Here is a 19,799-nt window from a genome sequence, read left to right as displayed (position 1 = left end):
GCCGTGCCGACGACACGACACGCGGTGGTGGGAGCGCCCTGCTGGGTGAGTCTGATGGCCGGCGATCTCAGGTCCGCGCAGGACTTCTACGGCGCGGTCCTCGGCTGGACCTTCCGGCCCACGGCCCTCGGCCCGGAGTTCCGCGTCGCGCTCGCCGGACCGTCCGCCGGCGGGGGCCCGGTCGCGGGCATCGGAGCGCTCGCCCCGAGCCTGGGGACGGCGGTGGCCTGGACCCCGTACTTCCTCGTCGACGACGCCGACACGGCCGCCGCCCGGGTCCGGGAGCGGAGCGCCACCGTCGCCATCGGCCCGCTCGCCATGCCCACCGGCCGCGCGACCCTGGCCGCCGACCCGGACGGCGCGGTGTTCGGCCTCTGGGAGGGCAGGACCCTGCCGGGCTGGTCGGTAGGGTGCGGCAGCGGGCCCGCCCGGCTGGAGCTGCGGACACGGGACGCGTTCGCAGCCGCGATCTTCTACGGACAGGTTCTGGTCTGGGGTTCGGACGAGCGGGAGAGCTGCGAGGTGCAGTACGAGAACCACGAGGTCCTGGTCCGCGACGGTACGCACACGGTGGCGGCGCTGCGCGGCGGAGCCATCGGGAGTGCCCCCGATCCGCAGATCCGGCCGCGCTGGCATGTGTTCTTCCGGGTGGCCGACACGGATGCCGCGGCCCGGGCCGTGTCCGCCGCCGGAGGCATCGTCGTCACCCCGCCGGCCGCGGCGGACTCCGGCCGGCAGGCCACCCTCCGCGACCCGGACGGCGGGCTCTTCAGCGTCGTGGACGGCTGACTCACTCGGCGCGGGCCGCGTCGGTGTTCTCCGTCCCCTCGGCAAGCCGGGCCAGCCGCGCGAGCCGGGCATTGCGGCGGACCGAGGACCAGAAGGACCAGGCGATCAGGATCACCCCGACAAGACCCGTGATTATCTCGCTGACCTGGTACTGGATCGTCACGAGCAGGATCACGGCGAGCGCGCCGATCGCGTAGTGCGCGCCGTGCTCCAGATAGACGTAGTCGTCGAGGGTGCCCTGCCGGACCAGATAGACGGTGAGCGACCGTACGTACATCGCGCCGATCCCGAGGCCGAGTGCCATCAGCACGATGTCGTTCGTGATGGCGAAGGCGCCGATGACCCCGTCGAAGGAGAACGAGGCGTCGATGACCTCCAGATAGAGGAAGGTGAAGAACGCGGCCCGGCCGGTGAGCGCGGCCACCGCCCCGTTCCCGAGGCCGCGTTTCACGCGTTCCTCGCGCGCCTCCTCCTCGGCCTCCTCCTCCGCTTCCTCCTCCTCGATGCGGTTCTCGAAGAAGCCGGACAGCCCGGCCACCACCAGATACGTGATGAGTCCGGCGACCCCGGCGGTCAGCACCGTCGCCGCCTTGTCGGCGTGCCCGCCGCCGTGCTGATGGGCATGCGTGGCAACGGTCATGGCGGCGACGACCAGTGCGATCAGCGCGATGCAGACCGAGAGCATCTCGATCTTCCCGAGCCTGGCCAGCGGCCGTTCGAGCCATGCCTGCCACTTGATGTCCCGCTCCTCGAAGATGAAGTTGAGGAAGATCATCAGCAGGAAGATCCCGCCGAAGGCGGCGATCGCCGGATGCGCGTCGGTCACGAGCTGCTGGTAGCGGTCCTTGTCGTTCAGCGCCAGGTTCACCGCCTCGACCGGCCCGATCTTCGCGGTGACCGCGACGATCACCACGGGGAAGACCAGCCGCATCCCGAAGACCGCGATCAGCACGCCCACCGTGAGGAAGACCGTCTGCCAGAAGGCGCTCATCCGCTTCAGGATCCCGGCGTTGATCACCGCGTTGTCGAACGACAGCGAGACCTCCAGGACGGCCAGGATCGCGACGATCCCCAGGGCGGCCCACCCGTCGTAGAGCGCCCCGGCCGCGAGGCCGGCGGCGGTGACGAGAAAAGCCCACCTGAACGTCTTCAGAACCACTGACTTGTCATCCTCCCTGGATACGGCGCGCCTCAGCGGCGGACCGGACAGATCTCACCGTAAGGCCCGCACCGCAAGTGAACACGGCAGGTCCCGGGCGGGCGAATCACCTCCTGGTCCGCCCTTCCGGGAAACACCCGCGGCTGACAGACTCCTCCCGTGCCCGACTTCGACATGCTTGTCATCGGATCAGGACCGGGCGGCCAGAAGGCCGCCATAGCGGCGGCCAAGCTCGGCCGGCGGGTCGCCGTCGTCGACCGGCCCAATATGGTCGGCGGCGTCTCCATCCATACCGGAACCGTCCCTTCCAAGACACTGCGCGAGGCGGTGCTCTATCTCACAGGGCTCACCCAGCGGGATCTGTACGGCCAGAGCTACCGGCTCAAGGAAGAGATCACCGTCGCGGATCTCACCGCCCGCACCGAGCATGTGATGGGCCTCGAGGTCGATGTCGTACGGAACCAGCTCGCCAGGAACCAGGTGACGCTGCTCTCGGGCACCGGCCGGTTCGTGGACGACCACACCGTGGCTGTACGGGACGCGTCGGGCCAGGAGCGGGTCTTCACCGCCGGGCACATCGTCATCGCCACCGGAACCCGCCCGGCCCGCCCGGCGAGCGTGGAGTTCGACGACCGTACGGTCCTGGACTCGGACAGCGTGCTGAGCATGGAGCGGGTGCCCCGGTCCATGGTCATCGTCGGCGCGGGTGTGATCGGGATGGAATACGCGAGCATGTTCGCGGCCCTCGGCAGCAAGATCACCGTGGTCGAGCAGCGCGAGGGCATGCTCGGCTTCTGCGATGTCGAGGTGGTCGAGGCGCTCAAGTACCGGCTGCGCGATCTGGCGGTGACCTTCCGCTTCGGGGAGACGGTCGCGGCGGTCGAGCGGCACGAAGAGGGCGCGCTCACCATCCTGGAGAGCGGCAAGAAGATAGCCGCCGACGCGGTCATGTACTCCGCAGGGCGGCAGGGCATGACCGAGGAACTCGACCTCGACAAGGCGGGGCTCTCGGCCGACCGGCGCGGCCGGATCACGGTGGACGAGCACTACCGCACCGAGGTTCCGCACATCTACGCGGTCGGCGATGTCATCGGCTTCCCGGCGCTGGCCGCGACGTCGATGGAACAGGGCCGGGTGGCGGCGTACCACGCGTGCGGCGAGCCGGTGAACGCAATGCACCACCTTCAGCCGATCGGTATCTACACCATTCCGGAGATCAGCTTCATCGGCCGGACCGAGGACCAGCTCACCGATGAGCGGGTGCCGTTCGAGGTCGGGGTCGCGCGGTACCGGGAACTGGCCCGCGGCCAGATCATCGGGGACGCGCACGGAATGCTGAAGCTGCTGGTGTCGCCCGAGGACCGCAAGCTGCTCGGTGTGCACTGCTTCGGCTCCGGGGCGACCGAGCTGATCCATATCGGACAGGCCGTGATGGGGTGCGGCGGTACCGTCGACTATCTGGTGGACGCAGTGTTCAACTACCCGACGCTGGCCGAGTCGTACAAGGTCGCCGCCCTGGACGTGACGAACAAGATCCGCCAGATCGACCGTATGAAGCGCTGAGCGCGCGGGGTCTTCCGCCTGGCCGTCACCGTGAACGGCCAGGTCCTGGCTGCCCTCTCACCGTGACCCCATGTGGCCGGGATGTGACTACGCGTGAGGGCGGGGGTTGTACGATCCCCCAACAGCGTCCGGTGAAGAGGTAGTTCTACCCATGATCAAGCCGTATGTCCGTGCCGAGGCCGCAGGGGCCCAGCGCCCCACGCCCGCCCGTCCGGCGCTCATACCGGCTTCCCGCTGCCTTCGCCGCCCGTGACTTCCGCCGGGTGAATGAGGTCCTGTCCGGCGGACAGGACCCGAGCCGGACCACGTTTTTCAGCCAACTCGAAGGTTTTCCATGGCACGTTCCCCCGCGCCCTCACGTCTTTTCCGTACCTCGCCGTGGCCCTGGCCGGTGACTCTCGTCATGACCGGCACCGCGTTCGCCGCCGCGGTGGTCTCCCTCGCGCGTGTCCACGCCGGCGCGGCCGTGGCCTATGGCGTGGTCACCCTGCTGGTGCTCGTCTCGCTGGTGAACCTGCGCGGCCTCCACCGACGCGCCGAGGAGGCCGCGGCACGCCGCGAGGCCGACTGGCGCTCCCGGCTGGAGCAACAGGCCGAGCTGGTACGGCGGGAGGCCGAGCACCTCGTCGAGGAACGGCTGCCCGCCGCGCTCAGCCGGACGGAGATCCCGGTGCCGCCGCGTACCGGCGGCGGACGGCTGGGCGACACGGTGGCCGGGTGGTTCGACCGGCTGCTGGCCGAGGTCGCCGACTCGGTCGAGCACCGCGAGGAGTCGCAGCGCCTCGCGCTGGTGGAGCTGGCGAGCCGGGTCCAGACCTCGGCGCACCGGATCCAGGCCGCGGTGACGGGGCTGGCCGACCGCTATCCCGGCGACGCCGATCTGCTGGAGACCACGATGCGGGTCGACCACGCGGCCACCCAGCAGGCCCGGCACGCCCAGAGCCTGAAGGTGCTGTGCGGCGAGTGGCCGGGACAGCAGTGGCAGAAGCCGCTCGCGCTGGTGGACGTGGTCAGGGCCGCGTCCGGCCGTATCGTCGCGTACCGCCGTATCGAGGTCACCGGCGACCCGGACATCGGGGTGCGGCCCGCGGTCGTCGAGCCGCTGGTGCATCTGCTGGCCGAGTTGCTCGCCAATGCCACGGAGTACTCGCCGCCGCGGACGAATGTGCCGGTGACGGTGCGTACGGTGCAGCGCGGCGCGGTCATCGAGGTGGACGACGGCGGGCTCGGCCTGGACGAGTACCGGCTCGCCGAGGCGCGCGAGATCGTCTCCGGACGCAGGCTCCTCGGGGTCGGCGAGGTCGGCGAGATCCCGCAGACCGGTTTCGCGGTGGTGGGGCGGTTCGCCGACCGGCACGGCTTCCATGTCGACCTGGGGCCGTCCCCGTACGGCGGTGTCCGCGCGGTGGTGCTGGTGCCCTCGGAGGTGCTGGAGACCCTCGCCCCTGCCGGTACGACACCGCCCCGCCGGTCCGTCAGGAACGTACCCCGGCCCGCGCTTCCGTCGGAGACGGCCGACAGCCCGGTGCCCGGCACCCCGCCGGCGGAGCCGCCTGCCGTGCGCACGCCCGCGGCGGACCGGACGTCCGTCTCCGCCATCGCCCCGCTGCCCAAGCGCCCCGCCCCCATGACCCCTGTCCCTGCGATTCCTGCCCCGGTGACTTCCAGCCCTGTGAACCCCGACCCGGTGACACCCGGCCCCACGGCCTCCGAAACCCCCGCCCAGGGGACGCCCGCCGCCCCCCGGCGGGGATCGGGGCGACTGCCCCAGCGCCGCTCACGACGCGGCGAATACGCTCCGGCGGCCGAGGCGGCACCCGCCGCCACACCGCCGCCGGGCACACCGGAACAGGCCGGCAACTGGATGGAGCAGTTCTTCGAGGGCGGCCGGCCCGCGCCGGCGTCCGGCTCCCTCCCGATCGAGGGCCATGACGGCCCGTCCTCCCCCACATCCGAACGGAAGGACTGAACTGAGCATGAGCTACGTGGAGAACCCGGAGCAACGCGGCTGGATGATCGCCGATGTCGCCGTGGTGCCCGGGGTCAGAGAAGTCATCGTCTTCAGCGCCGACGGATTGCTGCTGGCCAGCTCCGAGGGCATGGACCGGAACTCCGCCGACCGTTTGTCGGCGAACTGTTCCGGCCTCCAGTCCCTCGCCCGCAGCCTGGGCCGGGAGTTCGGCGAGGACGGCGGGGCCGTGCATCAGCAGATGGTGGAGTTCAACGGAGGCTTTCTCTTCATGCGCAGCGCCAACGGAGCCCATCTCGCCGTGGTGACCGGACCCGTGGTGGACCCGAAGCTGGTCGCCCGGCAGATGCAGGCGCAGGTGCTGAAGATCGGCGCCGGGAATCTGAGCAGTCCGCCGCGACAGGAATCGGCTCGGTGACCGGTCCGGGGAACGAGGGCGAGTACGGGTCCGGCGCGTTACGCCCGTACGTGATCACCAGGGGACGGTCCCGGCCCTCGCGCAACACCGTGGGGGTGGAGACCCTGCTGATCGCGGCCGATCCGCCCTGCGAACTGCCGGTCTCCGCGACCCGGGAGGAGCGCGCCCTCGTCCGGATGTGCGAGCGGCTGCTCTCCCTGGTGGAGGCGTCCGCCCATCTCGAACTGCCGGTGAGTCTGGTGAAGGTGCTGGCCTCCGATCTCGTCGACAGCGGCCATCTGTCCGCGCGCTCCGGCGTCCCCCAGGCCGTGCAGCCCGACCCGCAACTGCTTCAGGAGGTACTGGATGGTCTCCGTCGGCTCCGCTGACCGCTATTTGCCCGACACTGTCCAGCAGGCTGTGAAGATCCTGATCGTGGGCGCGTTCGGCGTCGGGAAGACCACACTGGTCGGCTCGGTCAGCGAGATCGAGCCGCTGCGCACCGAGGAGGTGATGACCGAGGCGAGTGTGGGCGTGGACGATCTGGCCGGGATGTCCACCAAGACCACCACCACGGTCGCCATGGACTTCGGGCGGGTCACGCTCAACTCCCGGCTGGTGCTCTATCTGTTCGGCACTCCGGGGCAGCGGCGGTTCTGGGATCTGTGGGAGGGGCTGGCGGAGGGCGCCCTCGGGGTGCTCGTCCTGGTCGACACCCGCAGGCTGGAGGACAGCTTCGACGTCCTGGAGCAACTGGAGCTGCGCGGACTGCCGTTCGCGGTCGCGGTCAACCAGTTCCCGGACAGCGAGGAGTACGCCACCGGGGAACTGCGGCGCGCGCTCGACCTGTTGCCGGACACACCGGTGGTGATGTGCGACGCGCGCGAGCGGGCTCCCTCGGTGGACGCGCTGATCAGCCTGGTCGAGTATGTGTCCGCCGCCGGTACGGTGCCCGCCAAGGAGACCGTCTCATGACCCAGACCGCCCCCTCCGCACCCTCCGCTCCTTCTGCTCCCTCCGCCCCTTCTTCTCCGGGTTCTCCCGCCGCACCGCCGCCCGGCTGTCCCGCACACACGGGCGGTGGCGGTACGGATCCGCTTCCGCTCACCTCCGCGACCGGCGCGGCCGAACCCCGCGAGGTCTACCGCACGCTGCGCGAGGAGTGGGGCACCGTCGCCCGGGTCGAGCTGGAGCCGGGCGTCCCCGCCTGGCTGGTGATGGGCTACCGGGAACTGCTGGCGGTCACCCGCCAGGAGCAGGTCTTCTCGCGCGACGCCCGCAACTGGCGCGACCTCAACGAGGGCGCGGTGTCCCCTCGTTCGGGACTCCTGCCGATGATGGCGTGGCGCGCCAATGTCATCGGTGCGGACGGCCCCGAGCACCGCCGGCTGCGCCAGCCCCTGGACGACGGAGTCGCCCGTATCGACCAGCGCAAGGCGCGCCGCCAGGTCGAGAAGGTGTGCACGGAGCTGATCGCGGAGTTCTCCCCGCACGGCCGCGCCGATCTGGTGAGCGAGTACGCGGCGATCGTGCCGCTGCTCTCCATCGCCTCGCTGTTCGGGCTGGACAGGAGCGAGGGGCAGGAGCTGCGGCGGGCGCTGGTCGCGCTGTTCGGCAGCGCCGACGACTCGCAGGACGGCAACCGCCACTTCCAGGAGATCCTGGTCGACACCCTGTGCGAGCGGCAGGTCAACCCGGCCGACGATCTGACGACCGCGATCATCCATCACCCGAATCTGCGCACCGACGCGGAGCGGCTCCAGTCGATGGTGGTGATGATCTCCTCGGGGACGGAGGGGGTCAACGCCTGGATCTCGCACGCCCTGCGGCTGATGCTCACCGACCCCCGGTTCGCCGCCCGGCTGCACGGCGGCCGGCTCGGGGTGGACGACGCCCTGGACGAGGCGCTGTGGCGCGATCCGCCGATGAACAACATGCCCGCCCGGTACGCGCTGCGCGACACCGAGCTGGGGGGCCGCCGGATCCGGCGCGGCGATGTGCTGATCCTGGGGATCGCCGCCGCCAACGACGACCCCGCGATCCGTCCCGACGAGGCGGGCGAGCCGGGCAACCGCGCGCATCTCGCGTTCTCGGCCGGTCCGCATGTGTGCCCGGCGCAGGTGCCCGCGCGGCTGATCACCCGTACCGCGGTGAACACCGCCCTGCATCTGCTGCCGGACATGAGGCTGGCCATCCGGGCCGAGGAGGTGAGCTGGCAGCCCTCGCCCTGGACACGGGTACCGGTCTCGCTGCCGGTGGAGTTCACCGCCGCGCCGCGCCGGCCCGGGCAGGGGTGACGCGCCGTGCGGCCGGGCCCGTGGGTGTCAGAGCCGGCCCGCCTCCACGATCCGCCGCAGGAACCGCTTCGTACGGTCCCGGCGCGGCGCCCCGAAGACCTCCGCCGGGGTGCCGCGCTCCAGGACGACCCCGCCGTCCAGGAAGCAGACCTGGTCCGCGACCTCCCGGGCGAAGCCCATCTCATGGGTGGCGAGCACCATCGTCATTCCCTCGTCCTTGAGGTCCCGTACGACCGAGAGCACCTCGCCGACCAGCTCCGGGTCGAGCGCCGCGGTGATCTCGTCGAGGAGCAGCAGCCGCGGGCGCACGGCCAGGGCACGGACGATCGCGGCGCGCTGCTGCTGGCCGCCGCTGAGCCGGTCCGGGTACTCCCCGGCCTTGTCGCCGAGACCGAGCCTGGCCAGCAGTTCCCCGGCCCGCTCCGCCGCTTCCTCGCGCGGGACGCCGAGGACCCGGCGGGGCGCCAGGGTGATGTTCTGGAGGACCGTCATGTGCGGGAAGAGGTTGTACGACTGGAAGACGACGCCGATCCGGCGGCGTACCGCGTCCGCGTCGGCCCGGGGGTCGGTGATCTCCTCGCCGTCCAGGAAGATCGCGCCGTCGTCGATCTCCTCCAGCAGATTGGCGCACCGCAGCAGGGTCGACTTGCCGGAGCCCGACGCGCCGATCAGCGCGGTCACAGTGTGCGGCGCGACATCGAGGCTGACGTCCCGCAGCACGACCCGGTCCCGGCCGAAGGTCTTGCGTACGGACTCCAGGCGCAGCACGGGCGTGTCGCCGGCCGTCATACGGTTCCTCCCTGCGCGCGTCGGCGGTCCATCCGGGCGGTGACCCAGTCGGTGAAGCGGGTCATGGGGATCGTCAGCGCGACGAAGACCAGGCCCGCGACCACATAGGGCGTGTAGTTGAAGTACTTTCCGGCGATGATCTGGGCCGCGTAGACGGCGTCGACGGCACCGGCGATCGAGACGAGTCCGGTGTCCTTCTGGAGCGACACCAGATCGTTGAGGAGGGGCGGTACGACCCGCCGTACGGCCTGCGGAAGCACCACGTACCGCAGGGTCTTGGCGTTGGACAGGCCCAGTGAGCGGGCCGCTGCGCGCTGCGAGGGGTGGACAGACTCGATGCCCGCCCGGAAGACCTCGGCGACATAGGCGGAGTAGGTCAGGACGAGCGCGGTGCCGCCGAGCAGGACGGGGTCGTTGGTGACGCCCTGGAGCCGCAGCGCGGGCACCCCGAAGACGACCATCAGCAGACAGATGATCAGCGGGAGTCCGCGGAAGAAGTCGGTGTACGCGGTGGCCAGCGCCCGGACGGGGAAGAAGACCGGCCCGCGCAGGGTGCGGGCGACGGCCAGCAGCAGCCCCAGCACAAGGACGCAGACGCCGCAGACCGCCAGCAGCCGCAGATTGAGCAGCAGTCCGTCGAGCACCTTGGGCAGTGCCATCCGGGCGTACTCGGCGCTGAAGAAGGTCTCGCGGGTGCGCTGCCAGCCGGGCGAGCCGGTGATGACGAGATAGAGCACGGCGCCGGTCACCAGGGTGGAGAGCGCCGCGACGGCGGTGGCGCGGCGGGCGCGGGCGCGCTTGTACCGCTCGCGTTCGAGCCGGCGCGCGGACGGTGTGTACCCGTCGTCGCCGTCGTCCTTGCGCGCGCCCCCGCCCGTCCCCCCGTCCTTCGCCAGGGGTGTGGTTCCGAAGGTCACTTGAGCACCGGCGCGTCCACGGCGTCGGACAGCCACTGCTTCTCCAGCGCGGCGAGCGTGCCGTCCTCGCGCAGTCCGTCGACGGCCCGGGTGACGCAGGCGGTGAGCGCGCTGCCCTTGTCGAGGACGAGCCCGAACTGCTCCGCCGTACCCGCCGAGTCGGCGAACTGGCCGACGACCTCGGCGTCCGGCACCTCCGCCGAGGTGATGTAGAAGGCGGTGGGCAGATCGACGACGATGGCGTCGACCTGACCGTTGCGCAGCGCGGACTTGGCGAAGTCGTTCTTCTGGAAGACGGCGGGCTGCTGCGACGGCTTGATGATCTCGTTGATGGTGTCCAGGCTGGTGGTGCCGACCTGGGCGCCGAGCTTGGCCCCCTTGAGGGCGGCGGCGCTGGTCGCTCCGGCGTACGGGGACTTCTTGAGCGCGACGACGGCCTGGCGCACGTCGTAGTAGCCGGAGGAGAAGTCGACGGCCTGCCTGCGCTCGTCGCTGATGGAGACCTGGTTGATGTCGAAGTCGAAGTTCTTCTCGCCCGGCGAGAAGGAGTTGTTGAACGGGACGGTCTGCCAGACGACCTGGTCCTTGGTGAAGCCGAGTGCCGTGGCGACGGAGTACGCGACGGCGGACTCGAAGCCCTTGCCGTTCGCGGGGTCGTCGTCCTGGAACCAGGGCGCGTAGGCCGGCTTGTCCGTTCCGACGGTCAGCTTCCCCTTGGTCTCCGTGGCCAGCGCGCCCGCCTCGCAGGAGGCCGCGGCGGACGGCGCGGCGCCACCGGCGGACGCGTCCGACGACTCCGGCGACGAGGGCGAATCCTGCGGAGCGCAGCCTGCGGCGGCGGCGACGGCGAGGACGAGAACAGCGGGGAGGAAGCTTCGGGCGGTGAGGTGCATGGCGGGAGAGTGACACCGTATGGGGGTGTCTGTCGAGATCACAGGATTGCGATCGTATGAAATCCGCCGGTGGGAGGGGCCGGGAGGTTTGAGCACGGTGGAACACCGGGCCGGGCCGGGATCGCCGCACCGCGCCGGATGGGACGGCACCCGCCGGACGGCGGGTGATCTCCGCCGCTTGGCGCTGCCGGGACGCGCCGGACCGGAGGCAGGATGGCGGGACGGGTCACAGAGAGGTGACCGCGCACAGAGGGAGAGAGCCGATGACCGTCACTTCGTCCTCGTACGTTCCGCCCGCCGAGGGACGGACCGGTCCCCCGCCGCCCTTCGATCCCGAGCTGGCGGCGGCCCTCGATGTGATCAGGGAGCAGCTCGGGGACACCCTGAAGCTGAACGATCTTCCGGCGATACGGCAGGCCGGGACTCTGGCGCGGCTGCCGGAGGAGGACCTGCGGCGGGACGGTGCCATCGAGGTCGAGGAGCGTACGGTGCCGGGGCCGGCCGGCGAGCCGGACATCTCCCTGCTCATCTGCCGCCCGGCCGGCGCGGGTACGGGGCTGCCCGCCGTCTACAACATCCATGGCGGCGGCATGGTCCTCGGGGACAACCGGACCGGCATCGACCGTCTGCTCGACTGGGCGCAGGAGCTGAGCCTGGTCATCGTGTCCGTGGAGTACCGGCTGGCCCCCGAGCACCCGCATCCCGCCCCGGTGGAGGACGCCTACGCGGGGCTGGTCTGGACGGCCGAGCACGCCGCCGAGCTGGGGATCGACCCGGCGCGGATCGTGGTCGGGGGCGGCAGTGCCGGGGGCGGGCTCTCGGCGGCGGTCGCCCTGCTGGCTCGGGACCGCGGGGGCCCGGCGCTGGCCGGGCAGATGCTGATGTGCCCGATGCTGGACGACCGCAACGACACGCCCTCCAGCCATCAGATGGCCGGCCTGGGAGTCTGGGACCACGAGGCGAACCACACCGGGTGGACCGCCCTGCTGGGCGAGCGGCGCGGTGGCCCGGATGTCTCCCCGTATGCCGCTCCGGCCAGGGCCGAGGATCTTTCGGGGCTGCCGCCGGCGTTCATCGATGTCGGTTCGGCGGAGACCTTCCGGGACGAGGACGTGATCTACGCCACCCGGCTCTGGCAGGCGGGCGGCCAGGCCGAACTGCATGTGTGGCCGGGCGGCTTCCATGGCTTCGACGGTCTGGCGCCGCAGGCCGCGGTGTCCCAGGCGGCCAGGGCCGCCCAGCTCTCCTGGCTGCGCCGGCTGCTCGCGGACTGACCGGGCGGGAACCGACCGTTGGCACCGCCCGTTGGACGGCGCAGGATGAAGCGGTGAAAGAGCTGGCGGGCAGGCTCGCGGCACTCGACCCCGACGCGGGCGCGGCGCTCCAGGTGATCGCGTACTTCGACCGGCTGGTCGAGGGCCGCGCGGGCCTGGAGTCCCTGGTGCGCGGCGCGGCCGTGCTGTCGGGCTGCGCCGCCCGGCTGGTGGACGAGGCGCGCGGGGTACGGATCCGGGTGGGCGCCGACGGGGTGCGGCAGGACGGCGGCGGCCCCGTCGATCCCGGCTGGATGTCGGCCGCGCTGGTGCCGGGCGGTGGCGCGGCGGTGTGGCTGGAGCGGACCGGACCGCCCGGCGGTGTGCACGCGATGGTGCTGGAGCGGGCCGCGGCGGCGGCCCGCGATGTCCTCGACCGGACCCGGGGCCGGGCGCCGGTGGAGGGCCCGGCGGCGGATCCGGCCTCGGTGGAGGTGCTGCTGGACGCCTCGGCGCCGGAGCACGCCCGGCGGCAGGCGGCCGTACGCCTCGGTCTGCGGGACGCGGCGCTCGCCCGCGCGGTGGCGCCCGCGGGAGGGCCCGTGGTGGTCGAGACGATGCCCTCCCCGGGCGCGCGTACGCCGTCCGCCGGCGCTCGGCGCGCCGGGATCGGCCCGGCGGTGCCCGTACCCGACCTGCCCGCTTCGGCGGCAGCCGCGCGGACCGCGCTGCGGTTCACGGCGGAGGGCAGTGAGCAGGATCCCGGGCCGCGGATCGTGTACGCGGACGATCTGGGCGGTCTCGTGCTGCTGGCCGACGCGGTCGGTCCCGGCACGGAGCCGGTGCCGGATGTCCGCGCGCTGGACCGCGCGATCGCCGCCGCCCCCTGGGCCGCCGTCACACTCCAGAAGGTCGCCTTCGCCACCAGTCTGCGGGCCGCGGCGGCGGAGCTGACGCTGCACCACTCGACGCTCCAGGACCGTCTGGCGCAGGCCGAGCACTGGCTCGGCTGGCCGGTGCAGGAGCCGCACGGCCGGCTGCGTCTCCAGCTCGCGCTGACGGTGTGGCGGCTCCACCGCAACCAGCACCTCTGAGCGCCGGGGCCGGGGAACTCGTTAGGCTGATGGGCGATGTTCACTCCGGAAGGTCCGACCCTGCGCGAACTCGCCGTCCAGGCGCTGTCGTCCGTCGAGCGCGGCTACGACCTGCTCGCCCCGAAGTTCGACCGGACTCCTTTCCGTACGCCCGACACTCTGTTGGACGCGGTCGTACATGCCGCCGCGCCGCTCGGCCCTTTCGGTACGGGGCTCGACATCTGCTGCGGGACCGGGGCCGGGGTGGGGGTGCTGCGGCGGCTCTGTGACGAGCGGGTCGTCGGGGTCGACTTCAGCGCGGGCATGCTGGCCGCCGCCAGGGACGCCACCGGGTCCGCCGTACCGGATCAGGTACCGGATGACGCGTCGGACGCTCCGGGCGCCCAGGGCGCTCAGGGCGCTCCGGCCGTGCACTGGGTACGGGCCGACGCCCGCGCCCTGCCGCTGGCGCCCGTCTTCGATCTGGCCGTGAGTTTCGGGGCGTTCGGGCATTTCCTGCCGGCCGAGCGGCCTGCCCTGTTCGCACAGGCACGGGCCGCGCTCCGGCCGGGCGGCCTGTTCGTCTTCCCCGTCCCGGCGCCGCCCCGAGTGGGCTCGAAGCTCTACTGGGCGCTCTGGGGGTTCGACACGGCGATGCGGCTGCGCAATCTGGTGTGGCGCCCGCCGTTCGTCATGTACTACCGCACCTTCCGGCTCCCGGACGTACTGGACGAGCTGGCCGGGGCGGGCTTCACCACCTCCGTGCTTCCCCTCTCCGGCCTCGGTCTCCGGCCCGACGGCAGCCCCCGGTGCGCGCTGGTGGTGGCGCGCACCGCCTGAGCCGGCAGCCGGGTCAGTCCTCCAGGGGACGGCCGGGGCCGCGCGGTCCCGGCCGCTCGTCGAACACCTCGGGGAACTCCCGGTCGTGCGGCCGGGGCGTCTGCGGGCCGTGCGCGGTCATGATGACGGTCTGCTCGATCCGCACCACGCGGTAGACGTCCTCGCCGATGATCACCTGGTCCTCGCCCCGGGCCACGGCCTCGGCGGCCCGGGTGAAACGCGGAGCCAGCTCGCCCGCGCTCGCGGCCCGCAGCCGCAGCACATCGCGCAGATCCGCCCGCGCCTCCTCCTCGGCCTGAACGGCGGGGAAGAGCTGCCGCCATCCACGGTCCTCGTGAAGCATCGCGGAGTAGCCCGTGTAATGCGCGACTGACATCCGGTCCGTATCGGGACCGTCCACCGGGAACGCCCGTCTCAGTGCCTCCTCACGCTGCCCCAGCTCCAGCAGCCGCCGGGCGGCCGCATCGTCGAATACACCGTCCGCCGTGTCGTCCGAGTTCGCGCTCATACGAGCAGAGTGCCGTATGAACGCGGTTCGCGCGTCACGGATACAAGGATCATCCGGTGTAAATCCGGCCATCTTTCCGTCACACGAATTCGCCACCGTTGGACGTGATAACCGCAGGCAGGAGGGGTTGAATGGGGAGTGCGGAGGGCATGGGCAGCAGGCACAGGCGCGAGGCACAGGGCAGTCGAGCGGCACGGGAAGCGATCCGCCATGGACCGGAACCAGCGGCCCCCGGGCGAGGACCACGGCAGGCAGCGCAGCGGCAAGGAGACCGTCGCGCTCACGGGTGTCCCCGAGACCCTGCTGTGGAATCTGTACCAACGGGCGTGCGCCGCGCGGCAGCCGTCCTGGAAGTTCCATGACCCCAAGGCGGTCGAGCTGGTCGACGCCATCGACTACCCCTTCGCCGAGACCTTCGGCCCGCCGAACCCGTTCCTGGCACAGGGCCACTGCCTGCGGGTCCGTACCTTCGACACCGTCGTACGGCACTTCCTCACCGAGCGCCCCTACGGCACGGTCGTCGCGCTGGGCGAAGGACTGGAGACCCAGTTCTGGCGGGTGGACAACGGCCGGATGAGCTGGCTGACCGTGGAGCTGCCCGAGACCGCGGCCGTCCGGCGGCGGCTGCTCCCCGACGGCGACCGGCGCCGTACCTACCCGTGCTCCGTGCTGGACCCGGCCTGGCCCGACCAGGTCGGCACGGCCCACGGGGTGCTCGTCACGGCACAGGGGCTGCTCATGTATCTGCGGCCGCCGGAAGTACGGGAGGTGATCGCGACCTGCGCCGGGCGCTTCGCGGGCGGGGCGCTGGTCTTCGATGCCGTCCCGAGGTGGTTCAGCGCCTGTACGAGGCGTGGCGCGATGCGGACCCGCCGGGGCTACGCCGTACCGCCGATGCCCTGGGGCATGGACGGGGGTGAGCTGCGGAAGGTGTTCGGGGCGCATCCGTACATCACGGCCGTACGCGAAGTTCCGCCGCCGCGGGGACACGGTCCGTACTACGGCGTGGTCCAGCCGGTGCTGCGGCGGGTGCCCGTCGTACGGAATCTCCGGCCCACCATGACCGTACTGACCCGGTTCGCGGCCCAAGCCTGATCAGGCAGCAGTGGACGGCCCGTGGCCCGCACTGTCATGCCTGCGCGCTGAGGGCGCGCACCGCCGCCTTCGAAGCCCTCTCGACCATGGCGACGCCCGCCTCCTTGCTGGCGCTGCCCCGCGAGAGCACGGTCAGCAGATAGCCGTGCCCGTCCACCGTCACGCGCCCGATGCTGTTGATGTCCCACAGGCCGGTCGCTGTCCGCGGCAGCCAGCCGTTCTTCAGCCCGGTGAGCTTCCCCGCCGCGGACACGCCCCAGTCCTGCTCCGTCGACACCGTACCCATCAGCCCTCTTATGAAGGTCTGTGAGGCCTCGCTGAGGTCGGACTCGGAGTCGTCGCCGAACACGGCGGAGAGCAGGACCAGTTGATCGGCGGCCGTGGTCTGGGTCAGCCCCCAGTGGCCGTTCACTCCGGCGGTCGTCGCCTTCAGCCCGAGTCTTCGGTTCGCCTCGTCCAGGCCGGACGACCCGCCGATCGCAATCCACAGCGCGTCCGCCGAGGCGTTGTCGCTGAGGCGGATCATGGAGGTCGCGTAGTCCTTCTCCTCCGCCGTCAGATGGCGGTCCTGGTCCTGTGCCTGCAGCAGCAGGGCCACCAGGATGTCGACCTTGACGATGCTCGCCGTGTCATAGGTCTTCCCGGACCCGTACGACGCCGTGTCCCCGTCCTCCGTGTCCAGCACCGCCACCGAGAGGGAGGCCGAGTCGGACTTCACGACCGGTGCGAGCGAGGTGGCCAGCGCCTCGTCCGGATCCACCGCGGGCTTGTCCGGCTCTGCCGAGGGCTTGTCCGGCTTCGGCGAGGGTTTGCCATCGGTCCCGGAGCCCCGGCCGGCCTCCCCGGCCCGTACCGCGCCCACCGCCCGGAGCCCCGGCAGCGGAGCCGCGCCGGATCCGGGCGGGACGGGCGCGACGGCAGCACGCGCCGGGACCGGAGCGTCGCCGCCGGTGGTCAGCAGGAGACCGCCGGCCGCGACCCATCCGGTGACCAGGAGGGCGGTGACGGGGTTCGGAGCGATTCTGTGCCGGGCCATGGCGTGAGGTTAGAAACAGATTCTGTGATGTGGATATGTTCCAGGTAATAGGTTGGTGACAAAAATTCCCGAGACCGATACTGACGGACGAATCGTCTGATATCGCGGACCTGGCTAGCTTTCGCGGAAATACCGGCCGATCAGCTCATTGCGGAACACCCCGCGCGGGTCGAGCTTCGCGATGAGCGCCTCGAAGTCCGCGTACCGCTCGTACCGTTCCCTGACCCGCTCCGGGCCCATGGTGAAGACCTTTCCCCAGTGCGGCCGGGCGGCGAACGGTTCCAGCGCTTCCTCGATGGCGTCCAGCACCGGTACCACCGCCGCCATGTCCGGGTGCCAGGTGAAGTGGAAGGCGACCGAGTCGCGACCGTACGCCGGGCTCAGCCAGAGATCGTCCGCCGCGACCGTCCTGATCTCACCGATCTGGAGGGCCGGCGCGATCCGCCCGCCGATCGCCGTCAGCGCGTCGAAGGCCGCGGGACCGTCCTCGCGCGCGACGAAGTACTCGCTCTGGAGCTCATCGCCGTTGCTCGGAGTGAACTCGGGCCGGAAGTGCGGCAGCCGCTCGTGCCAGGGCCCGGGCACGCCGCCCTGTACGGTGCAGGTCCCCGCGTCCATGCCCGGCACCGGATGGCGGGGTCCGTCGGCGAGCACCGCGCCCAGCCAGGTGTCCGGCGCGGGGTCCTGACGCCCGTCGCCGGTCCGCTGCTTCAGCCAGACCTGGTCGATCCGGCCGGTCCGCCAGGTGGTGAAGAGGCTCACGCTGTAGGCGGCGCAGAGCACCTCGTCGAACCGCTCGCGCAGCCGCTCGTACGGGAGGCCCTCGTACACCCACTGCCGGATGTCGTACGCCGGTACGAGGTCCAGCGTCATCCGGGTGACGACTCCGACCGCGCCCAGCGCGACGACGGCGCCCGCGAAGTCCTCGTCGCCCCTGGTCAGGGTGAGAGTTCCGCCGTCGGCGGTGACGAGTTCCAGGGCGCGGACCGCGGAGGCCAGATTGCCGTTGCCGGAGCCGGAGCCATGCGTTCCGGTGGCGCAGGCGCCCGCGACGGAGATGTGCGGGAGCGAGCCGAGGTTGTGCAGCGCCAGGCCCGCGCGGTGCACGGCGCCGGTGAACTCGGCGAACCGCAGGCCCGCGCCGACCGTGACCGTACGGGCCTTCTCGTCGATGTCCACGGTCTTCGGCAGCCCGGCCACGGAGACCAGATCGCCATGGGTGTCCGCGAGCGTGTTGAACGAATGACCGCTGCCCAGCACGCGCACCGAACCGCTCCCGGCGACGATCTCCCGCAGGCGCTCCTCGGACGAAGGGGTGTGCGTGCGGGCCGCGTTGAAGGTGATGTTCCCCGCCCAGTTCGTCACCGCCGGCGGTATGGCGGCCTCACCGGACTCACCGGGCTGACCTGATTCGCCGGGGGCGGCGGGGCTTTCGGGCGCGTGGGGCACGGCGTTCTCCCTGTTCCGTTTCTTCCTGCCGAAATCTTCCTTCCAGGACTCTGACATGCGTGTCCTCGGAACGGGCAACCGGCGGGCCGGGCCCCCGCCCGGTGACCGACGGCCCGGGGCCCCGTGGCCCGGTCACGTTTCGGCTTCGGCCTCGATCAGCCGAGCAGTGCCCGTCAGCCGAGCAGTGCCCCCACCCGCCGCAGTGCCTCGCGGACATTGGCCTCGGCCGTGGCCTCCATCGCCTCGGGCACGGACATCCAGCGCAGCGGCGCGTCGGGGCGCTCCGGGCGCGCCGCCTCGGGCCGGTCCGTGGACAGGACGAAGCGCAGGTCGGCGTGCTCATGGGCAGGTTCGCCACCGCCCGCGGGCACCGGGACGATCACCACCTGGACGAGTGAGGGACCGGCGCCGTCGGGATGGGGATACGGGACCAGATCGTCGAGCCCGGTCTCCTCGACGGCCTCCCGCAGCGCCACATCGAGCGGTTCGGTCTCGCCCGGGTCGCCGTGGCCGCCCACCTGGAGCCAGGACTCCAGCCGTCCGTGCCAGCGCAGCAGCACCCGCGCGCTCGCGGGGTGGACGATCAGCGCGGACGCCGTGACATGCAGCGGGGTCGAGCGCAGCCAGGGATCGGCGGCGCTCTCCGCCAGCGCGCGGACGCGGCCGACATCGGCGGCCTCGGCCGGGTCCTCCGTCCGGTATCGCGACAGCGCCTCGGTGATCGGCCGGCCCACAGCCCCCATGACGTACTCCCTGCATATGCCTGGTCTGGTCGGTGCCGCGCGGTCCTCGCGGGGCACGGAGGAGGCTACGGAATCCCCGGCGCCGGTGTCCTCCGGGTTTTCGGGGCGCCCCGCCCGTACGCCGAACCCCGGGACGGGCCGTGTGATCTCCGCTGCACTCCCGGTCCGCGCACCGGACACCCGGTCCATCGGGCATACCATCAGACGTTGGCATGGACATCACTTGGTGGGGATTCGCCGCGCTCGCCGCGGCCGCGGCGCTCGTCGGCTTCTCGAAGACCGCGGTGAGCGGCGCGAACACGGTCAGTCTGGCCGTGTTCGCGGCCGTGCTGCCCGCCCGGGATTCGACCGGTGTGCTGCTGCCCCTGCTGATCATGGGCGATGTGCTCGCGGTGCTCACCTACCGGCGCCATGCGCACTGGCCGACCCTGTGGCGGCTGTTTCCGGCGGTCGCCGCGGGTGTCGTGGTGGGGACGGTCTTCCTCCTCTGGGCCGACGACGAGGCCGTCCGTACCTCGATCGGGGCGATCCTGCTGCTGATGGCCGGAGTCACGGTCTGGCGGCGGCGCGCCGCGGCGGACGCCGCGAAGGGGACGGGCGGCACCGAACCGGAGACGGGCGACGGCACCGGCCGGGACTCCGGTGCCACGGACGGCCCGGGTCCTTCGGGCGGTCGCCTCAAGGCCCGTTCGTACGGTGTGCTCAGCGGGTTCACGACGATGGTCGCCAACGCGGGCGGCCCGGTCATGTCGATGTATCTGCTCTCCGCGGGCTTCCGGAAGCTCGGCTTCCTCGGCACCTCGGCGTGGTTCTTCCTGATCGTCAACCTCACCAAGGTGCCGTTCAGTGTGGGGCTCGGCCTGATCGACGCCCGCTCGCTCCTGCTGGACGCGGCGCTGGTGCTCTTCGTGTTCCCGGGCGCCTATATCGGCAAGGTGTGCGCGGACCGGATCGATCAGCGGCTCTTCGAGCGGCTGGTGATCGCGGCGACCGTGCTCGGCGGGCTCCAGTTGCTGCTCCGCTGACCGC

General features: G+C 71.6%; 20 protein-coding genes. 12 read left to right on the top strand and 8 right to left on the bottom strand.

From position 1 onward, the window contains the following. The first annotated feature begins 3 nt into the window (after positions 1 to 3). Positions 4 to 789, top strand: coding sequence for a VOC family protein (locus KQY30_RS34515; RefSeq protein WP_367997465.1), 786 nt, complete (start codon positions 4 to 6; stop codon positions 787 to 789). Position 790: 1 nt separating this feature from the next. Here KQY30_RS34515 and KQY30_RS34510 read toward each other — a convergent pair whose 3' ends face one another. After that, entirely contained in the window at positions 791 to 1,948 is a 1,158-nt protein-coding gene (locus tag KQY30_RS34510; RefSeq protein ID WP_217310426.1) for a DUF475 domain-containing protein, read from the bottom strand. A gap of 159 nt (positions 1,949 to 2,107) precedes the next feature. On the opposite strand from KQY30_RS34510, the gene sthA reads away from it, so the two are divergent. The 6 genes from sthA to KQY30_RS34480 all read left to right on the top strand — a co-directional run bounded on the left by sthA (position 2,108) and on the right by KQY30_RS34480 (position 8,174). Next, positions 2,108 to 3,511, top strand: coding sequence for a Si-specific NAD(P)(+) transhydrogenase (gene sthA / locus KQY30_RS34505; protein ID WP_217310425.1), 1,404 nt, complete (start codon positions 2,108 to 2,110; stop codon positions 3,509 to 3,511). Between the two features lie 403 nt (positions 3,512 to 3,914). Next, complete coding sequence (locus KQY30_RS36905) at positions 3,915 to 5,480, top strand: ATP-binding protein (protein ID WP_254407465.1); 1,566 nt, start codon at positions 3,915 to 3,917, stop codon at positions 5,478 to 5,480. A gap of 7 nt (positions 5,481 to 5,487) precedes the next feature. Beyond that, positions 5,488 to 5,898 (top strand): roadblock/LC7 domain-containing protein, encoded by a 411-nt coding sequence (locus KQY30_RS34495; RefSeq protein ID WP_217310424.1) that lies wholly within the window; start codon positions 5,488 to 5,490, stop codon positions 5,896 to 5,898. After that, positions 5,895 to 6,266, top strand: coding sequence for a DUF742 domain-containing protein (locus KQY30_RS34490; protein ID WP_046508797.1), 372 nt, complete (start codon positions 5,895 to 5,897; stop codon positions 6,264 to 6,266). The genes KQY30_RS34495 and KQY30_RS34490 overlap by 4 nt, the downstream gene beginning before the upstream one ends. Further along, positions 6,244 to 6,852, top strand: coding sequence for an ATP/GTP-binding protein (locus tag KQY30_RS34485; protein ID WP_217310423.1), 609 nt, complete (start codon positions 6,244 to 6,246; stop codon positions 6,850 to 6,852). The genes KQY30_RS34490 and KQY30_RS34485 overlap by 23 nt, the downstream gene beginning before the upstream one ends. Further along, the gene (locus KQY30_RS34480) at positions 6,849 to 8,174 is read left to right on the top strand and encodes a cytochrome P450 (RefSeq protein WP_254407464.1); all 1,326 of its coding nucleotides are present in this window, start codon (positions 6,849 to 6,851) and stop codon (positions 8,172 to 8,174) included. Before KQY30_RS34485 ends, KQY30_RS34480 begins: the two co-directional genes overlap by 4 nt. A gap of 27 nt (positions 8,175 to 8,201) precedes the next feature. On the opposite strand, the gene KQY30_RS34475 is transcribed toward KQY30_RS34480, so the two are convergent. The 3 genes from KQY30_RS34475 to KQY30_RS34465 are packed head-to-tail and all read right to left on the bottom strand — an operon-like array spanning position 8,202 to position 10,773. Further along, the gene (locus tag KQY30_RS34475; protein WP_046496761.1) at positions 8,202 to 8,963 is read right to left on the bottom strand and encodes an amino acid ABC transporter ATP-binding protein; all 762 of its coding nucleotides are present in this window, start codon (positions 8,961 to 8,963) and stop codon (positions 8,202 to 8,204) included. Then, positions 8,960 to 9,859: an amino acid ABC transporter permease gene (locus tag KQY30_RS34470; protein ID WP_217311492.1), complete on the bottom strand. Its 900-nt coding sequence runs from the start codon at positions 9,857 to 9,859 to the stop codon at positions 8,960 to 8,962. The genes KQY30_RS34475 and KQY30_RS34470 overlap by 4 nt, the downstream gene beginning before the upstream one ends. Positions 9,860 to 9,876: 17 nt before the next feature. Next, on the bottom strand, positions 9,877 to 10,773 hold the full coding sequence (locus KQY30_RS34465) for an ABC transporter substrate-binding protein (protein WP_217310422.1): 897 nt from the start codon (positions 10,771 to 10,773) through the stop codon (positions 9,877 to 9,879). Between the two features lie 263 nt (positions 10,774 to 11,036). Here KQY30_RS34465 and KQY30_RS34460 point away from each other — a divergent pair, with 263 nt between their 5' ends. The 3 genes from KQY30_RS34460 to KQY30_RS34450 are packed head-to-tail and all read left to right on the top strand — an operon-like array spanning position 11,037 to position 13,939. Next, on the top strand, positions 11,037 to 12,047 hold the full coding sequence (locus KQY30_RS34460) for an alpha/beta hydrolase (protein ID WP_217310421.1): 1,011 nt from the start codon (positions 11,037 to 11,039) through the stop codon (positions 12,045 to 12,047). Positions 12,048 to 12,100: 53 nt separating this feature from the next. Next, positions 12,101 to 13,120, top strand: a complete 1,020-nt coding sequence (locus KQY30_RS34455) for a helix-turn-helix domain-containing protein (protein WP_217310420.1) — start codon at positions 12,101 to 12,103, stop codon at positions 13,118 to 13,120. A gap of 36 nt (positions 13,121 to 13,156) precedes the next feature. Further along, on the top strand, positions 13,157 to 13,939 hold the full coding sequence (locus tag KQY30_RS34450) for a class I SAM-dependent methyltransferase (RefSeq protein ID WP_217310419.1): 783 nt from the start codon (positions 13,157 to 13,159) through the stop codon (positions 13,937 to 13,939). Positions 13,940 to 13,952: 13 nt separating this feature from the next. Here the strand turns inward: KQY30_RS34450 and KQY30_RS34445 are convergent, their stop codons facing one another. Further along, the gene (locus tag KQY30_RS34445; RefSeq protein ID WP_046496774.1) at positions 13,953 to 14,447 is read right to left on the bottom strand and encodes a DUF5954 family protein; all 495 of its coding nucleotides are present in this window, start codon (positions 14,445 to 14,447) and stop codon (positions 13,953 to 13,955) included. 210 nt (positions 14,448 to 14,657) lie between these two features. Between KQY30_RS34445 and KQY30_RS34440 the strand changes: the two genes are divergently transcribed. Continuing rightward, a complete protein-coding gene (locus KQY30_RS34440; RefSeq protein WP_217310418.1) occupies positions 14,658 to 15,542 on the top strand; it encodes a class I SAM-dependent methyltransferase in 885 nt (294 codons plus the stop codon). 34 nt (positions 15,543 to 15,576) lie between these two features. Here the strand turns inward: KQY30_RS34440 and KQY30_RS34435 are convergent, their stop codons facing one another. The 3 genes from KQY30_RS34435 to KQY30_RS34425 all read right to left on the bottom strand — a co-directional run bounded on the left by KQY30_RS34435 (position 15,577) and on the right by KQY30_RS34425 (position 18,770). Then, positions 15,577 to 16,578, bottom strand: a complete 1,002-nt coding sequence (locus KQY30_RS34435; RefSeq protein ID WP_217310417.1) for a class A beta-lactamase-related serine hydrolase — start codon at positions 16,576 to 16,578, stop codon at positions 15,577 to 15,579. A gap of 114 nt (positions 16,579 to 16,692) precedes the next feature. Next, positions 16,693 to 17,955 (bottom strand): D-arabinono-1,4-lactone oxidase, encoded by a 1,263-nt coding sequence (locus KQY30_RS34430; RefSeq protein WP_254407737.1) that lies wholly within the window; start codon positions 17,953 to 17,955, stop codon positions 16,693 to 16,695. A 245-nt stretch (positions 17,956 to 18,200) separates the two neighbouring features. After that, positions 18,201 to 18,770: an NUDIX hydrolase gene (locus KQY30_RS34425; protein WP_217310415.1), complete on the bottom strand. Its 570-nt coding sequence runs from the start codon at positions 18,768 to 18,770 to the stop codon at positions 18,201 to 18,203. A gap of 212 nt (positions 18,771 to 18,982) precedes the next feature. Between KQY30_RS34425 and KQY30_RS34420 the strand changes: the two genes are divergently transcribed. Next, entirely contained in the window at positions 18,983 to 19,795 is an 813-nt protein-coding gene (locus KQY30_RS34420) for a sulfite exporter TauE/SafE family protein (RefSeq protein ID WP_217310414.1), read from the top strand. The last annotated feature ends 4 nt before the right edge of the window (positions 19,796 to 19,799 follow it).

This window comes from Streptomyces sp. GMY02 (assembly GCF_019056675.1).
In the GTDB taxonomy this organism is placed as follows: domain Bacteria; phylum Actinomycetota; class Actinomycetes; order Streptomycetales; family Streptomycetaceae; genus Streptomyces; species Streptomyces odonnellii.
This window is presented reverse-complemented; position numbering and strand designations above follow the sequence as displayed.

What these genes read in the sequence shown, in the direction of transcription:
- KQY30_RS34465 (WP_217310422.1), bottom strand. Translation starts at nt 10,773, where the DNA reads ATGCACCTCACCGCCCGAAGCTTCCTCCCCGCTGTTCTCGTCCTCGCC.
- KQY30_RS34435 (WP_217310417.1), bottom strand. Translation starts at nt 16,578, where the DNA reads ATGGCCCGGCACAGAATCGCTCCGAACCCCGTCACCGCCCTCCTGGTC.
- KQY30_RS34440 (WP_217310418.1), top strand. Translation starts at nt 14,658, where the DNA reads ATGGACCGGAACCAGCGGCCCCCGGGCGAGGACCACGGCAGGCAGCGC.
- KQY30_RS34420 (WP_217310414.1), top strand. Translation starts at nt 18,983, where the DNA reads ATGGACATCACTTGGTGGGGATTCGCCGCGCTCGCCGCGGCCGCGGCG.
- KQY30_RS34475 (WP_046496761.1), bottom strand. Translation starts at nt 8,963, where the DNA reads ATGACGGCCGGCGACACGCCCGTGCTGCGCCTGGAGTCCGTACGCAAG.
- KQY30_RS34460 (WP_217310421.1), top strand. Translation starts at nt 11,037, where the DNA reads ATGACCGTCACTTCGTCCTCGTACGTTCCGCCCGCCGAGGGACGGACC.
- KQY30_RS34485 (WP_217310423.1), top strand. Translation starts at nt 6,244, where the DNA reads ATGGTCTCCGTCGGCTCCGCTGACCGCTATTTGCCCGACACTGTCCAG.
- KQY30_RS34425 (WP_217310415.1), bottom strand. Translation starts at nt 18,770, where the DNA reads ATGGGGGCTGTGGGCCGGCCGATCACCGAGGCGCTGTCGCGATACCGG.
- KQY30_RS34445 (WP_046496774.1), bottom strand. Translation starts at nt 14,447, where the DNA reads ATGAGCGCGAACTCGGACGACACGGCGGACGGTGTATTCGACGATGCG.
- KQY30_RS34480 (WP_254407464.1), top strand. Translation starts at nt 6,849, where the DNA reads ATGACCCAGACCGCCCCCTCCGCACCCTCCGCTCCTTCTGCTCCCTCC.
- KQY30_RS36905 (WP_254407465.1), top strand. Translation starts at nt 3,915, where the DNA reads ATGACCGGCACCGCGTTCGCCGCCGCGGTGGTCTCCCTCGCGCGTGTC.
- KQY30_RS34450 (WP_217310419.1), top strand. Translation starts at nt 13,157, where the DNA reads ATGTTCACTCCGGAAGGTCCGACCCTGCGCGAACTCGCCGTCCAGGCG.
- KQY30_RS34495 (WP_217310424.1), top strand. Translation starts at nt 5,488, where the DNA reads ATGAGCTACGTGGAGAACCCGGAGCAACGCGGCTGGATGATCGCCGAT.